Annotated in this window: 17 protein-coding genes; 10 read left to right on the top strand and 7 right to left on the bottom strand. The window is 68.5% G+C overall.

Going from position 1 to position 14,992, the window contains the following annotated elements; all coding sequences use genetic code 11:
- Positions 1-26: 26 nt before the first annotated feature.
- Entirely contained in the window at positions 27-665 is a 639-nt protein-coding gene (locus ACV229_RS14385) for a glutathione S-transferase family protein (protein ID WP_448083787.1), read from the bottom strand.
- A 114-nt stretch (positions 666-779) separates the two neighbouring features.
- On the opposite strand from ACV229_RS14385, the gene ACV229_RS14380 reads away from it, so the two are divergent.
- Both ACV229_RS14380 and ACV229_RS14375 read left to right on the top strand, forming a co-directional pair.
- Entirely contained in the window at positions 780-1,700 is a 921-nt protein-coding gene (locus tag ACV229_RS14380) for a LysR substrate-binding domain-containing protein (RefSeq protein WP_448083786.1), read from the top strand.
- 139 nt (positions 1,701-1,839) lie between these two features.
- The gene (locus ACV229_RS14375) at positions 1,840-2,136 is read left to right on the top strand and encodes a hypothetical protein (RefSeq protein WP_448083785.1); all 297 of its coding nucleotides are present in this window, start codon (positions 1,840-1,842) and stop codon (positions 2,134-2,136) included.
- A 243-nt stretch (positions 2,137-2,379) separates the two neighbouring features.
- On the opposite strand, the gene ACV229_RS14370 is transcribed toward ACV229_RS14375, so the two are convergent.
- Entirely contained in the window at positions 2,380-3,003 is a 624-nt protein-coding gene (locus ACV229_RS14370; protein ID WP_448083975.1) for an RBBP9/YdeN family alpha/beta hydrolase, read from the bottom strand.
- Between the two features lie 227 nt (positions 3,004-3,230).
- On the opposite strand from ACV229_RS14370, the gene ACV229_RS14365 reads away from it, so the two are divergent.
- The 5 genes from ACV229_RS14365 to ACV229_RS14345 all read left to right on the top strand — a co-directional run bounded on the left by ACV229_RS14365 (position 3,231) and on the right by ACV229_RS14345 (position 6,377).
- Positions 3,231-3,668, top strand: a complete 438-nt coding sequence (locus ACV229_RS14365) for a VOC family protein (protein ID WP_448083784.1) — start codon at positions 3,231-3,233, stop codon at positions 3,666-3,668.
- Positions 3,669-3,673: 5 nt separating this feature from the next.
- Complete coding sequence (locus ACV229_RS14360; RefSeq protein ID WP_448083783.1) at positions 3,674-4,615, top strand: 2-hydroxyacid dehydrogenase; 942 nt, start codon at positions 3,674-3,676, stop codon at positions 4,613-4,615.
- A 30-nt stretch (positions 4,616-4,645) separates the two neighbouring features.
- The gene (locus ACV229_RS14355) at positions 4,646-5,578 is read left to right on the top strand and encodes a hydroxymethylglutaryl-CoA lyase (RefSeq protein WP_448083782.1); all 933 of its coding nucleotides are present in this window, start codon (positions 4,646-4,648) and stop codon (positions 5,576-5,578) included.
- Positions 5,579-5,676: 98 nt separating this feature from the next.
- Positions 5,677-6,183 (top strand): YbaK/EbsC family protein, encoded by a 507-nt coding sequence (locus tag ACV229_RS14350; RefSeq protein ID WP_448083781.1) that lies wholly within the window; start codon positions 5,677-5,679, stop codon positions 6,181-6,183.
- Complete coding sequence (locus ACV229_RS14345) at positions 6,180-6,377, top strand: DUF1289 domain-containing protein (RefSeq protein ID WP_448083780.1); 198 nt, start codon at positions 6,180-6,182, stop codon at positions 6,375-6,377. Before ACV229_RS14350 ends, ACV229_RS14345 begins: the two co-directional genes overlap by 4 nt.
- A gap of 247 nt (positions 6,378-6,624) precedes the next feature.
- Here ACV229_RS14345 and ACV229_RS14340 read toward each other — a convergent pair whose 3' ends face one another.
- Complete coding sequence (locus ACV229_RS14340; RefSeq protein WP_448083779.1) at positions 6,625-7,527, bottom strand: DMT family transporter; 903 nt, start codon at positions 7,525-7,527, stop codon at positions 6,625-6,627.
- Positions 7,528-7,638: 111 nt separating this feature from the next.
- On the opposite strand from ACV229_RS14340, the gene ACV229_RS14335 reads away from it, so the two are divergent.
- Positions 7,639-8,130, top strand: coding sequence for an Lrp/AsnC family transcriptional regulator (locus ACV229_RS14335; protein ID WP_448083778.1), 492 nt, complete (start codon positions 7,639-7,641; stop codon positions 8,128-8,130).
- 75 nt (positions 8,131-8,205) lie between these two features.
- Here ACV229_RS14335 and ACV229_RS14330 read toward each other — a convergent pair whose 3' ends face one another.
- Positions 8,206-9,102, bottom strand: coding sequence for an alpha/beta fold hydrolase (locus tag ACV229_RS14330; protein ID WP_448083777.1), 897 nt, complete (start codon positions 9,100-9,102; stop codon positions 8,206-8,208).
- A 348-nt stretch (positions 9,103-9,450) separates the two neighbouring features.
- Here ACV229_RS14330 and ACV229_RS14325 point away from each other — a divergent pair, with 348 nt between their 5' ends.
- Complete coding sequence (locus tag ACV229_RS14325; protein WP_448083776.1) at positions 9,451-10,410, top strand: NAD(P)H-dependent flavin oxidoreductase; 960 nt, start codon at positions 9,451-9,453, stop codon at positions 10,408-10,410.
- Positions 10,411-10,529: 119 nt separating this feature from the next.
- Here the strand turns inward: ACV229_RS14325 and ACV229_RS14320 are convergent, their stop codons facing one another.
- The 3 genes from ACV229_RS14320 to ACV229_RS14310 form a co-directional block, all read right to left on the bottom strand.
- Positions 10,530-11,492 (bottom strand): LysR family transcriptional regulator, encoded by a 963-nt coding sequence (locus ACV229_RS14320; protein ID WP_448083775.1) that lies wholly within the window; start codon positions 11,490-11,492, stop codon positions 10,530-10,532.
- A 170-nt stretch (positions 11,493-11,662) separates the two neighbouring features.
- Positions 11,663-12,739, bottom strand: a complete 1,077-nt coding sequence (locus ACV229_RS14315) for a porin (protein WP_448083774.1) — start codon at positions 12,737-12,739, stop codon at positions 11,663-11,665.
- Positions 12,740-13,087: 348 nt separating this feature from the next.
- Positions 13,088-13,573: a peptide-binding protein gene (locus ACV229_RS14310; protein WP_448083773.1), complete on the bottom strand. Its 486-nt coding sequence runs from the start codon at positions 13,571-13,573 to the stop codon at positions 13,088-13,090.
- Between the two features lie 347 nt (positions 13,574-13,920).
- On the opposite strand from ACV229_RS14310, the gene ACV229_RS14305 reads away from it, so the two are divergent.
- On the top strand, positions 13,921-14,976 hold the full coding sequence (locus ACV229_RS14305) for a bile acid:sodium symporter family protein (RefSeq protein ID WP_448083772.1): 1,056 nt from the start codon (positions 13,921-13,923) through the stop codon (positions 14,974-14,976).
- Positions 14,977-14,992: the final 16 nt, after the last annotated feature.

Genomic DNA, 14,992 nt, shown 5'->3' with positions numbered 1-14,992 from the left:
TTCGCCCCGTGCTGCGCATCAAGGCGTCAGAGCCCCTCCTGTGCCAGCGCTCGCTGCGCGGCCGGCCGCGCGGCGACGCGTTGCGCATGCGCGCTCCATGCGACGTGCCGCGTCATGTCGAGCCCGATCGCCGCGCCCCAGCGATACAGCACGAGCAGGAACGGATCGACGATCGAAAAGCCGCCCGGCTCGGCCCATTCGCGTCCGTCGGCCAGCGCCGCTTCGATCGTCGCGTTCGCGGCGTCGATCACATCGCGCCCATGCGCGCTGATCGCGCCATGCACGGCCGGATCGTCGACGAAGCGGCCCGGCCGCCACAGCGCGCCATAGCCGACGCCGTGTACCCAGCCGACGAGCCACGCGAGCCATTCCTGACAGCGCGCCTCGCGCAGCGGATCGTCGAGCGGCAGCAGCCGTGCGTCGGGATGACGGCGCGCGAGGTAGCCGAGGATCGCGGGCGTTTCGGTCAGCACGCGCGATTCGCCGGGAATCGCGAGCGCCGGCACGCGCGCCTTCGGATTGGTCACCAGATAGCGTTCGCCAAGGTTGTCGCCGTGCCTGACGGACACGACTTCGGTATCGAACGGCGCGCCGGTTTCCTCGAGCGCGATGTGCGTCGCGAGCGAACAGGCGCCCGGCGAGTAGTAGAGACGATAGGTGTTCATGTCGACGTTGCCATGGAGGCCGTGTGGAAGATGGCAGCGAGTGTAGGAACGCGGGCTCGGCGCCGGCAAACGATGAATTGTCGTGCTCGGGCATTAGTGCTACTAATACGCGCCATGCGACCGATCCATCTTCCCCCGCTGCAGACGCTGCGCGCATTCGAGGCCGCCGTGCGGCTGCAGAGCTTCACACGCGCGGCCGACGCGCTCGCGCTCACGCAGGGCGCGGTGAGCCAGCACATCCGCGCGCTCGAGGCGCAGCTCGGCTATCCGCTCTTCACGCGCGAACGCAGCGGCGCGACGCCGACGCATGCGGCCCACGCGCTCGCGCTGCAGGTGCGACAGGGCCTGAGCGTGCTCGAACGCGCGTTCGAGCCGGCGCTCGCGGCCCGCAGCCGGCCGCGCTCGCGCGCGGTCACGCTCGACGTCAGCGTGCTGCCGAGCGTCGCCGAGCGCTGGCTCGCGCCGCGCCTGCCGCGCTTCGCGGCCGCGCATCCGCACATCGACATCATGCTGCATCCGGATGCCGCGCTCGCGCCGCTGCGCAAGCGCGACCGCATCGACGTCGCGCTGCGCTACGGCCCCGGCACGTGGCCGGGCGTCGTCGCCGAGAAGCTGATGAACGAGACGATCTTTCCGGTCGCGAGCCCCGCGTACCGCAATCGCGACGGCGTGCTGCCGCGCGCGCCGGCCGATCTCGTGCGCGCGACGCTGTTGCGGCATCCCGCGCAGCCATGGGAGCCGTGGCTGCAAGCCGCGCGGCTCGACCTCACCGAATCCGCGCGCGCGCCGCGCTTCACCGACGCGAACGCGCTGATCGATGCGGCACTGAGCGGACGCGGCGTCGCGCTCGCGCGCCGCTCGCTGATCGAGCCGGAACTCGCGGCGGGCACGCTCGTGCGCGTGTCGACGATCCGCGTGACCGACGTATACGCGCACTATGTCGTCTGGCGTCCCGACCATCCGAAGGAAACGGCGATCCGCACCTGGCTCGACTGGCTGCGCAGCGAGGTGCGCCGCCGCACGCCGCGCCGCTGACGCATCCGTCCGAAAGCAATTCGTCACTTCAAGGAGTGAATTCCGGGCATCACGCCAGCTGCGCAAACGATTCACCGAAACGCCTCATCGGATCGGCATACTCGCAGACGTTCGAGATCAACCCCATTGGAGACATGTAATGCGCCGCGTTGCCACCGCCCTTGCCCTTGGTGCCGCAATGTTCGCCGCCGCGTGCAGCGACGATGCCCCGCACGATGCGCACGCGGCCGACGGGACGCAGCAGTCCGGCGCATCGGCCGGCGCGGCAAGCGCGTTCAACAGCGCCGCGCCCGGCGGCAACGCCGCGTCGGACGCTGCCGCCCCGCTTGCGCCGCCCGTCGTCCACTACCCGCCCGACGATGACGACGACGCCGCGAAACCCGCTGCCAGCGGGCCGGGCGCGGCACCGGCCGCCGCAGCATCGACACCCGGCTGATCTGCAGTTTCCAGCGGTACGCATCGAGCGGCCGCCGGCAGGGCGGACATCGATCCCTGCTGCAGCGAGTTGATTCGGTAACGGTTGCCGCCGCGCAGTCGTTCGCGCCTCATGCCCGGCGCGGCGTCGCCCGCGATCGGGGCCGCACTATCGGGAACCCGAAGGGGGACACGAAGCGATCAATCGCCCGCGTCGTCGCCGCGCACCCATGCGTGACGCGCGACGTTTCGAATGCTCGATGCGTCACACCGCATGCGCGAGCGCCCCGCCGGCGAACGCCGGCCCGAACTCCCCCGCCTCCTCGCGAAAGCGCAGCGGCGCCGCGCAATGCACGAGGGTGTCGACGAAGTACTTCGCGCGCGGCCACGGCCCGAAGCCGGCCGCGGTGTTGATGTGGCCCGCGTCGCCGAGATTGACGAACGCGCTGCCGAGCCGCTGCGCGAGCGCGCGCGCGTCGCCGAGCGGCATCCACGGGTCGGTCTCGCTGCCGATCACGATCGACGGCACCGCGAGGCGACGCGCGTCGAACGGCCCCGCGAACGTGAATTTCCTCGGACTCGCGGGCGCGACGAGCAGCACGCCGGCGACGTCGCCCGCATGCGGCCATTGCGCGAGCGCGTGCGCGGCCGCGAGGCAGCCGAAGCTGTGCGCGGCGAGCACGAACGGGCCGCGCTCGCGTGCGAGCAGCGCGCGCACGGACTGCGCCCAGCGTGCGAGGTCCGGCGCGTCCCAGTCGTCCTGCTCGACCCGCAGCGAACGCGGGAACTGCCGCTCGAGCCAGGTCTGCCAGTGAGCACCCTCGCTGCCGTGCAGGCCGGGAACGGTGACGAGCCGCGGCGGCCACGCCGTTTTGCTGCATGCGCGCATCATGATCACCCTCGCTGGCTGGTAGACGAGGTCCGATTGTGGCGCGCGGCGCATGGCGGCCGAACCAATATTTTGTGCTTTGCTTTTCGGCGGGCGGGTGCGCGCGGCGAATCGCGCTTCGGCCGTGCATCGGCCGCGTATCCGCCGTTTCCGCGCCCTGCGCGGGTCGCGGCGACGCAACCGCCCGCGAAACCGTAGAATGTGGGGTTCCAGAATGGAGACACCCGATGCCCGCTACGCCTTCCGGCGCGCTGCGCCCGTTCCATCTCGCATTTCCCGTGTCGAGCCTCGCCGACGCCCGCGCGTTCTACGGCGGCCTGCTCGGTTGCCCGGAGGGCCGCAGCTCGGATCATTGGGTCGACTTCGACTTCTTCGGCCACCAGCTCGTCGCGCACCTCGCGCCTGACGAAACGGGCGCGAGCGCCGTCAACCCGGTGGACGGCGACAACGTGCCGGTGCGCCACTTCGGCGTCGTGCTGTCGATGGACGAATGGCATGCGCTCGCCGACAAGCTGCAGGCCGCGCACACCCGCTTCGTGATCGAGCCGCACATCCGCTTCAAGGGCGAGGTCGGCGAGCAGGCGACGATGTTCTTCCTCGACCCATGCGGCAACGCGCTCGAATTCAAGGCGTTCGCCGACATCGGCCAGCTGTTCGCGAAGTGACCCGCATGAAAGTCCTGTTCTACTCGTCCTACCAGGAAGCCGACGCATGGCGCGCCGAGCTCGCGCAGGCACTGCCCGAAGCCGAGCTTCGCGTGTGGCAGCCGGGCGATGCGGCCGCCGCCGACTACGCGCTCGTGTGGCGTGCACCGCGTGAACTGTTCGCACCGCGCGACGGCCTGCGCGCGATCTTCAACCTCGGCGCCGGCGTCGACGCGCTGCTCGCGCTCGAGCGCGCGCATCCGGGCACGCTGCGCCGCGACGTGCCGCTCGTGCGACTCGAGGATTCGGGCATGGCGCAGCAGATGATCGAATATGTGACGCACGCGGTGCTGCGCTACCTGCGCCGCTTCGACGAATACGAGACGCTGCAGCGCGTGCGCCGCTGGCAGGTGCTCGAGCCGCATCCGCGCGCGACCTTCACGGTCGCCGTGCTCGGCCTCGGCGTGCTCGGCACGCAGGTCGCGCGCGCACTCGCCGGGCTGGGACTGCCGGTGCGCGGCTACAGCCGCAGTCCGAAGCAGCTCGACGGCATCGCGACGTTTGCCGGCTCGGCCGAGTTCGACGCATGCGTCGACGGCGCGAAGGTGCTCGTCAACCTGCTGCCGAGCACGCCGGACACCGACGGGATCCTCGACGCGCGCCTGTTCGCGCGTCTCGCGCCGGGCGCGTACGTGATCAACGTCGCGCGCGGCGCGCATCTCGTCGAAGCCGACCTGCTCGACGCGCTCGCGTGCGGCCGAATCGCGGCCGCGACGCTCGACGTGTTCCAGCACGAACCGCTGCCGGAAGACCATCCGTTCTGGCACGCGCCGCGCATCACAATCACGCCGCACAGCTCGGCCGAGACGCTGCGCGCGGAAGCCGCCACGCAGATCGCCGGCAAGATCCGCGCATTCGAGCGCGGCGAGCCGGTCACGGGCATCGTCGACTACGCGCGCGGCTACTGAATTGCCTTTTTCAAATAACCGGAGACAGCCATGACCTTCCCCACCGCCGTCAAGATCGTCGAAGTCGGCCCGCGCGACGGGCTGCAGAACGAAAAGACCTTCGTGCCCACCGACGTGAAGATCGCGCTCGTCGACCGCCTGTCGCGCGCCGGCTTCCGCAATGTCGAAGCCGCCTCGTTCGTGTCGCCGAAATGGGTGCCGCAGATGGCCGATGGCGCGGACGTGATGGCCGGCATCGAGCGGCGCGCCGGCACGATCTACTCGGTGCTCACGCCGAACCTGAAGGGCTTCGAGGGCGCGCTCGCCGCGCGCGCCGACGAGGTGGTGATCTTCGGCGCGGCGAGCGAAGCGTTCTCGCAGCGGAACATCAACTGCAGCATCGCCGAGAGCATCGCGCGCTTCGAGCCGGTCGCGAAGGCCGCGAAGGACGCGGGCCTGCGGCTGCGCGGCAGCGTGTCGTGCTCGCTCGGCTGCCCGTACCAGGGCGACGTGCCGGTCGCATCGGTCGTCGACGTCGTCGAGCGCTTCGCGGCGCTCGGCTGCGACGAGATCGACATCGCCGACACGATCGGCGTCGGCACGCCGACCCGCACGCGCGAAGTGCTCGCGGCCGTCACGCGCGTGTTTCCGCGCGAGCGCCTGTCGGGCCACTTCCACGACACCTACGGCCAGGCGCTCGCGAACATCTACGCGGCGCTGTTCGAAGGGATCGAAATCTTCCACGCGTCGGTCGCAGGCCTCGGTGGCTGCCCGTACGCGAAGGGGGCGACCGGTAACGTCGCGACCGAAGACGTGCTGTACCTGATGCAGGGCCTCGGCATCGACACGGGCGTCGATCTCGCGCAGGTCGTCGCCGCCGGCGAGTTCATCTCGAACGCGATCGGCCGCGCGAACGTGTCGCGCGCCGGCCGCGCGCTGCTCGCGAAGGCGCAAAGCGCGGCCGATGCGTCGAGCTGCGTCTGACCCCAGGGGCCTGTTCCCGCCAATCGCGGGCTTGTGCCGGCCGCCAGAACGAATTTTTCAGTGACGGGAACGTGCCCGACTCCAACGGATTGCCCAATATGACGACACCTGCTTCACTCGATTCCCTCCCCGATTCCGCGCGGCGCGTCGCGATGCTGCTGCGCGAGCGCGGCCACGCGAAAGGCATCGTGATGCTCGCCGAAACCGGCAAGACGTCGGCCGAGGCCGCCGCCGGGCTCGGCTGCTCGGTCGCGCAGATCGCGAAATCCATTCTGTTCCGCCGCCAGGCGGACGGCGCGCCGGTGCTGGTCGTCGCGAGCGGCGTGAACCGCGTCGACGAGAAGAAGGTCGCCGCGCAGGTCGGCGAGGTCGGCCGCGCCGACGCGAAATTCGTGCGCGACAACACGGGCTACGCGATCGGCGGCGTATGCCCGATCGGCCATCTTGTCGAGCCGGTCACGCTGATCGACGCCGACCTGCTCGCGCTCGACAGCCTGTGGGCAGCGGCCGGCCATCCGCACGCGGTGTTCAATCTGTCGCCGCAGGAACTCGTCACGCTGACCGGCGCGCCGATCGCGGACGTCGCGCTGCGCGAAACCGCATGAGCGACGTGCCGGAAAGCGCGGTCGCGTCGCCGTGCACGGGCGTGTGCAGGATCGATCCGCGCACCGAATGGTGCGCGGGTTGCCTGCGGACCCGCGATGAAATCAAGGCGTGGCGCGCGTCGGACGACGACGCGAGGCGCGCGGTGCTCGCGCGGCTCGATGCGCGGCGTGCGCTGGCGGCGAGCGACGCATAAAAAAAATGCCGTTCAGCCTGTCGGGCGAACGGCATCTCGAATCGGAATCCTGTGAACGTGATCAACGTCACAGCACCCATCATACGAGCGACGCCGACGGCATCGCATCGGGTGTTTCCCTACAACTTCTTACAGCCCGTTTCACTCCCCCGCATCGGACTTCGGCACGCATGCGCGCGCCGTGCCGCCGCGCCGTCGGCGCACCCCGCCGGCAAGCGCTGGCGGCCGCGCGAATCGCACGGCCGCTTCAGTTCCGGACGAGCGCGCGGCGCGCCGGCACGATGCGCCAGCCGAGGTTGACGCCAGCCGCCGCGAGCAGGATCAGCAGCGCGCCGAGCACCTGCGTCCATGCGAGCGTCTGCCCGAACGCAATGCGGTCGACCGCGATCGCGACCACCGGATAGACGAACGACAGCGCACCCGTCATCGCGGTCGGCAATTTCTGGATCGCGCCGTACAGCAGTACGTACATCACGCCCGTGTTCACGATGCCGAGCGCGACGAGATCGAGCCACTGCGCGGGTGTCGCGGGCAGCGTATCGAAGTGCGCGAACGGCGCGAGCATCACGACGCCGAGCCCGACCTGCAGCAGCGCGAGCAGATGCGGCGGCGTGCCTTTCAGGTGCTTCGTGATGATCGACGACACTGCGTACAGGAATGCCGCGCCGATGGCGAGCGCCACGCCTTCGAGGTACTCGCCCGGCATCGCGAGCACGGCCGGCTCGACGCGCACCACGCAGACGAGGCCGACGAACGCGAGCATCATCCACACGAGCGTCGACGCAGTGATCCGCTCGCGGAACACGATCGCGCCGAGCGCGACGAGCATGAATGGCTGCGTGTTGTAGACGGCGGTCGCCATCGAGATCGATGCGCGCGAGTACGCGGCGAACAGCAGCAGCCAGTTCGCGACGATCGCGACGCTGCCCGCCGCGGTGAGCAGCAGCATGCGCGGCGAAAACAGCGAGCGGCGCAGGAACCCGAACGCCGCGCAGACGATCGCGAGCGTCGCGGCGCCGAACACGCAGCGGAAGAACACGACATTGGCGAGCGGCTGGTGCGACGACATCACGAGCCAGCCGATCGTGCCGGACATCAGCATCGCGACGACCATCTCGGCGGCGCCGCGGCGAATTTCGTTCGAAGCCATCACAGTTCCCGTTGAAGGATCGGATGACTTCGATTCTAGGAACTTGCTTTCGCGATCTCCACGACTAAACTGAAGCGAATCCGCCGTTTCACCTTCGAAAGCAAAGTCATCATGCCAAAACGCCTTTCCCCGCCCGCGGTCGCGACGCTCGACGCGACCGACCGTGCGATCCTCGCCGCGCTCGCCGACGACGCGCGCATCGCCACCAGCGAACTCGCGCGGCAGGTCGGCCTGTCGGCGCCCGCGACCGCGGACCGCGTGCGGCGCCTCGAAGCGCAGGGCGTGATCGCCGGCTTCACGGTCGAGCTCGATCCGCGCGCGCTCGGCTATACGCTGCAGGCAATCGTCCGCGTGAAGCCGCTGCCCGGGCAGCTGCATCTCGTCGAGGAACTGCTGCGGCGCATTCCCGAATTCGTCGAATGCGACAAGGTGACGGGCGACGACTGCTTCATCTGCCGGCTCTACCTGCGTACGATCGAGCAGCTCGACGGAATCCTGTCGAAGGTGACGGAGCGCGCTGAAACCAGCACCGCGATCGTCAAGTCGACGCCCGTGCCGCGCCGGCTGCCGCCGCTCGCGGACGACGACGCGGCGCGCCACTGACGCACCGCCCGCCGCACCGCCGCAGTGCCGTGCCGCTCACGCGGCCGGTGCATGCAATCGGCTCATGCGACCGGCTCATGCAGCCGGATCACGCGCCTCGAAGAACGCGAGGATTTCGTCGATCAGTTCGACCGGCGCCTCTTCCGGAATGTAATGTCCGCAGTCGACCGCGCGGCCGCTGACGTCGCGCGCGACGTGCCGCCATTCGTCGAGCGGATCGAAGCAGCGGCCGACGATTCCGTTCTCGCCCCACAGCACGCGCAGCGGGCACGCAAGCTTGGTGCCGCGCTCGAGATCCGCACGGTCGTGCTCGAGATCGATCGTCGCCGACGCGCGGTAGTCCTCGCACATCGCATGCACGGCGCCCGGCTGCGCGAGCGCCGCGCGATACGCGGCGAGCGCCTCCGGCGCGAACGGCGCGAGGCCCGCCGAGCGGTTGCCCATCACGCGCTCGATGTACGCGTCGGTGTTGCCGCCGACGAGCGTCTCCGGCAGCGGCTCGGGCTGGATCAGGAAGAACCAGTGGAAGTACGCGGTCGCGAACGCGCGATCGGTCTTCTCGTACATCGCGAGCGTCGGCGCGATGTCGAGCAGCATCATCCGCTCGACCGCGTCGGGGTGATCGAGCGCGAGCCGGTGCGCGACGCGCGCGCCGCGATCGTGCGCGCACACGTAGAAGCGCTCGAAGCCGAACTGCCGCATCACCGCGACCTGGTCGGCCGCCATCGCGCGCTTCGAGTACGGCGTGTGCTGCGCATCGCTCGCGGGCTTGCCCGATGCGCCGTAGCCGCGCAGGTCGGTCGCGATCACCGTGAAATGGTTCGCGAGCGTCGCGGCGACGCGATGCCAGATCATGTGGGTTTGCGGATGGCCGTGCAGCAGCAGAAGCGGCGGCCCCGCGCCTCCTTTGACACCGAAGATGTCGGTGTCCTGCACCGTGACGCGAAATGGTGCGAATGTCTCGAACGACATGGTCTTGTTTCTCGTTGGTTTGTTATAGGCGGTTATTGTAGGAGCGCGTCCCGAACCGCACAGCGGCGTGGATACCCGAATTCGTAGAAAGAGAGCACTCACTCGATTGTGTGCACGCAGCACGTTTTGCTAAGCTCGCAAGCAAACGCACGATCGTTCGTATTAAAATGTGCCGCAGGCCTTCTGCAGCGGCTACACTCGAAACGCGCGTACGCGCCGCCGCACACGGCCACGATCCGCTTTGCATGGGACCAGAGCGCGCTGTCGGGGTCGGAGCAAATGATGAAGCACCCGCTCCCGCCTACGAAGCACTGAAGCGCCCACTCTGGCCGACACTGGAGACTTCATATGGCACTGCCCGCCGTCCTGCAGCATCTGACGCTGCCCGTCATCGCGTCGCCGATGTTCATCGTCAGCTATCCCGAACTCGTGCTCGCGCAATGCAAGGCGGGCATCGTCGGTTCGTTTCCTGCGCTCAACGCGCGCCCGGCCGAGCTGCTCGACGCGTGGCTCACGCAGATCCAGGCCGAGCTCGCCGACCACAAGGCGAAGCATCCCGATGCGGTGATCGGCCCGATCGCGGTCAACCAGATCGTCCACCAGTCGAACGCGCGGCTCGAGCACGACATCCGCGTGTGCGTCGACCACAAGGTGCCGATCTTCATCACGAGCCTGCGCGCGCCGTCGCGCGAGATCGTCGACGCGGTGCACAGCTACGGCGGCATCGTGCTGCACGACGTGATCAACCTGCGTCACGCGCAGAAGGCGCTAGAAGCGGGCGTCGACGGACTGATCCTCGTCGCTGCCGGCGCGGGCGGCCACGCGGGCACGACGTCGCCGTTCGCGCTCGTCGGCGAAGTGCGGCGGATGTTCGACGGCCCGATCGTGCTGTCCGGCGCGATTGCGAACGGCGGCTCGATCCTCGCCGCGCAGGCGATGGGCGCCGATCTCGCGTACATGGGCACGCGCTTCATCGCGACGCAGGAAGCGCACGCGATCGAGGACTACAAGCATGCGATCCTCAACGCGAAGGCGGCCGACATCGTCTACACGAACCTGTTCACCGGCGTGCACGGCAACTACATCCGCGAAAGCATCGAGAAGGCGGGGCTCGACCCGGACGCGCTGCCGGAATCGGACAAGACCAAGATGAACTTCGGCGGGGACAAGGCGAAGGCGTGGAAGGACATCTGGGGCGCAGGCCAGGGCGTCGGCCTGATGGACGACCTGCCGAGCGTCGCGACGCTCGTCGAGCGGCTGAAGCGCGAATACGACGACACGAAGGCGCGGCTCGGTATCGCCCGTTGAGCGAGACAAGCGTGCCAGGGCGGGCGCGCTGATGCGCGCATCCCGCCGGACGTCACACAAAACAAAAGCGCGAACCGGTCACGGTTCGCGCTTTTTCATTCGCGGCGAAATGGCGCGGCTCAGCCCGCGCGCTTGATCCGCGTGATCGGCAGCACGCGCAGGCGCGCCTCGATCGACGGGCACAGCGACTGGTCCTCGAAACGCGCGGCGAGGAAGTCGACGAACGAGCGCACCTTCGCGGACACGTGACGGCGGCTCGCATACACCGCGTAGATCGGCAGCTCGCGCGGCGGCACCGCGTCGAGCAGCACGGGCACGAGCCGTCCGGCCTCGAGGTCGTCGCCGACCACTTCCGTGCCGAGCAGCGCGATGCCCGCGCCGCCGAGCACCGCCGCGCGCAGCCCTTCGAGATGATTGACGATCAGGTTGCCGCCCAGATTCACGCGCGACGCGGCAGCCGCGTCGATCAGCATCGAATCGAGCATCGTCGCATTCGTGTCGCGACGCAGGTAATTGTGGTGCGCGAGATCGGCGATCGTCTGCGGCGTGCCGCGTTTCTCCAGATACCCGGGGGATGCGACGAGCAGGATGTGCGCGGTCGCGATCTGCCGCGCGACGAGCGACGACGACTTCAGGCCGTTTGGCGCCGCGCGCACGGCAACGTCGTAGCCTTCGTCGATCAGTTCGACGACGCGGTCCGACAGCGTGATCTCGACCGTCACGTCGGAGAAGCGGTCCGCGTAATCGGTCACCGCCTGCATCACGTGCCGCAGCCCGAACGCGGACAGCGACGTCACGCGCAGCCGGCCCTGCGGCACGACGCTCGCGGCGCCGACCGCCTGCCCGGCTTCGTCGAGTTCGGACAGCGCCTGCACCAGGCGCTCGTAATATTCGCGTCCCGCCTCGGTCGGCGCGACGCGACGTGTCGTGCGATGCAGCAGCCGCGCGCCGAGCTGCTGCTCGAGATGCATCACGTGCTTGCTCGCCATCGCAGCCGACATCTGCATACGCTCCGCCGCGCCGACGAAGCTGCCCACTTCGACGACGTAGCGAAACACATTCATGCTGACGAGGGTATCCATCGAACTAGCTCGCAATTCCAAAGAGTCATGCAATTACGAGATAGGGTAGCAAAAGTGAGGAAATCGAAAGGTCAACAAAGGCAAAACGGCGCCGCAATAGGCGGCGCCGTTCAGGAAAATGCAACAAGGCGCGAATCCGGGACGGATCGCGCGGCGGGATGCCCGCGGGGTCAGAACTTCGCGCGGATGCCTGCGCCGAACGTGTTGCCGTTCGACAGGCTGTTGATGTGGTCGTTCATGTACGCGGCGTATATGTCGGTGCGCTTCGACAGCGGATAGTCGTAGCCGACCGCCCAGGTCTGACGCGTCTGGTTCAGGCCGCCGCCGTCGCGCGAGTAGGCGTACGACGCCATCGCGCTGCCGGCGCCGAGCGGCACCAGCACGCCGCCTTGCCCGGTGTTGACGTGCCAGCTGCCGACGACCTGGTCATTCTTCGTATACATGTACTGCGCGAACAGCTTCACGAGCTTCAGGTCGTAGGTCGCGCCGACCTGCGCGATGCCCTGGCTCTTCAGGCCTGTCACGAGCGAGCTCAGGTCGCGCGGCGCGTTGTTGAAGTTCACGTACTGGTAGACGGCGGTTGCGGCGAACGGACCGTTCGCATAGTTGAACTGCGCGCTCCACTTCTTCGAGCCGTTGTCGCCGGCCTGGTTGCCGAGCGCGTACATCGCGCCGAAGTTGAACCCGCCGAACTGCGGCGACGTGTACGACACCGCGTTGTTCCAGCCCGAATCGCCGACCGCGCCCTGGTCGCTCGGATAGGTCGGGAACGTGCCGAGGCCGAGGAACGTGTGATAGACCATCGGCGAGAACGTGTACGAGTCGAAGAACGGGTTGAACAGGATCGTCGACAGGAACAGGTGCGTCGTCAGGCGGCCGGCCGTCACGGTGCCGTACGGCGCGCTGATGCCGACGTACGCGTTGCGCGCGAAGAACGTGTCGCCCTGGAAGCGGCCGAACTGGCCGTTCTGCGCGCGGAAGAAGCTTTCCAGCGTGAAGATCGCCTTGTAGCCGCCGCCGAGATCCTCGGCCCCGTGCATCCCCCAGTACGACGTCGACATCCCGCCGCCCGACACGTTCCATGCGCGATCGCTGCCCGGGAACTTGGTCGCGCCGACCCATTCGTCGACCTGGCCGTACAGGGACACGCTCGATTGCGCATGGACGGGGGCGGTGGCGGCAACGCAGGCGGCGGCCGCGATCAGCTTGACGGACGTGCGCGACGCACGGCGGGCGAATGCTTTCATGGGATCTCCAGGTATTGTCGATAAGAAGTCGTGCGGCGCTAGCGTTGTTATCGGAGCCGATGCTTGCGTCGTGTCGTGTTGGGGCGCAGCCATCTTTACGGATCATTGGTCCGGTCAAAAATGCATGCGCTTATTGCGGGTATAGCGGCGGCATTAACTTCGCGCGGTCGGCGCCTTGACAGGCGGGGCGCGACGGCCACGCGCGGACGGACCGCGCGGCGGCACGGCGGTGCGCAACGCGCGAGCCGGGCGCGAAAGATAGCGCAACGCGGCAGGAAAATCAGCGGAATTCTGGGCCCGACTGTTGCAAAATTGCATCAATCGGCGGGGGACAGAGCGCGAGCGCGCTCAGTTTCGGTAGAACGGCGAGAAAAACGGCGAATGCGCAGGCTCTTCCTGCGAACGAGGCGGCGGCAGCGGCCGGCCGCCACGCTCCTCGTTGTAGCGCGCGACGTCGGCGCGGATCGACCCGGCGCGCAGCGGCATGTTCCCGCCGCCCGGCGGACGCGGCACCTGGCGCGCATCGGCGCTGATCGGGCGGTACGGGCTCTGCGCGGCGTAGTGGCCATAGGAAGGCGTCGGCCGCAGGCCCCAGCGGGCCCCGCCATAGCCGTTCACGCCCACGCCGAAGCGGGCGCCGCCGGGCGCGCCGCCGCCCTGCGGGATCCGGCGCCAGACAGGTGACCCGCCGGACGGCTGGCCGTACGCGCGCATGCCGCCGCCGCCGAACCCGTGTCCGCCGTGCGGAGGCTGCGCGAGCGCGAGCGGCATCAGAAGCGCGCAGAGCACGCCCGCTGCCCACCGTCCGATCTTCCGTTTCACCCGATCCGTCATCGTTCAAAGCCTGGTTACGCCCTGCAGCCCGCCGGATGGACGGGCGCAAGCCTTTCAGCAGTAATTTATGAGCGAGGCGAAATCGTGTCGAGCCAAAAAATGTTAGGCCGCGGGCATCGGTGTAACACCATGTTACTGCTACGTTTTTCCCTCTCGGGGCCGCATCGCGGCGCGACATTCTTCTGCCAATTTCGTCATCCGGACGGGACCGGCGCCGCCGCTTCCATCATGCAATCGAATCATCAATCGATTCGCACAATGAATTTGTTTATTGAATGATCCGCCGCGACAATACGGGTACCTGTGCCTGCGCAGCATGCATTCCTGTCGTTCCGATCGAGATCCCGATGGCCCGCCCCCGCTTCCTCCCCGACAACTTCACGCTCGCCCTCGTCGGCAGCGTCGTGCTCGCGAGCTTCCTGCCCTGCCGCGGCAGCGCCGCCCATGCGTTCAACTGGGCGACCAACATCGCCGTCGGGCTGCTGTTCTTCCTGCATGGCGCGAAGCTGTCGCGCGAAGCCGTCGTCGCGGGCGCTACGCACTGGCGGCTGCACGCGGTCGTGCTGCTCAGCACGTTCGCGCTGTTCCCGCTGCTCGGCATCGCGCTCAAGCCCGTGCTGCAGCCGCTCGTCACGCCGGCGCTGTACGCGGGCGTGCTGTTCCTCTGCACGCTGCCGTCGACGGTCCAGTCGTCGATCGCGTTCACGTCGATCGCGAAAGGCAACGTGCCGGCGGCTGTCTGCGCGGCATCGGCGTCGAGCCTGCTCGGCATCTTCGTCACGCCCGCGCTCGTCGGGCTGCTGATCACGACGCAGACCGGCGCGTCCCAGACGGGCATGTCCGCGTCGCCATGGAGCACGGTCGGCAGCATCGTGATGCAGCTGCTCGTGCCGTTCATCGCCGGCCAGCTGCTGCGGCGCGCGATCGGCGGCTGGATCGAGCGCAACCGCGGCGTGCTGCGCTTCGTCGACCAGGGCTCGATCCTGCTCGTCGTCTATGTCGCGTTCAGCGAGGCCGTCAACCAGGGCCTCTGGCACCAGATCCCGCCGCGCGCCCTCGCCGGGCTGCTCGCAGTGAACCTGCTGCTGCTCGCGATCGCGCTGCTGCTGACCGCGTTCGTCAGCAAGCGGCTCGGCTTCAATCGCGCCGACCAGATCACGATCATCTTCTGCGGATCGAAGAAGAGCCTCGCCGCCGGCGTGCCGATGGCGAAGGTGATTTTCTCCGCGCATGCGGTCGGCGCGATCGTGCTGCCGCTGATGCTGTTCCACCAGATCCAGCTGATGGCCTGCGCGGCGCTCGCGCGGCGCTGGGTCGCGCGCGACCGCAGCCTCGAGCGCGATGCGCGCAACGACGGGCCCGCACCGCCCGCACAAGGCGCGCTGAGCGGCGGCAAGCGCTGACGCGAGCCGACACGCG

This window comes from Burkholderia sp. MR1-5-21, assembly GCF_053427715.1.
The sequence above is the reverse complement of the archived record's forward strand: the minus strand, read 5'-3'. Positions and strand labels throughout refer to the sequence as shown.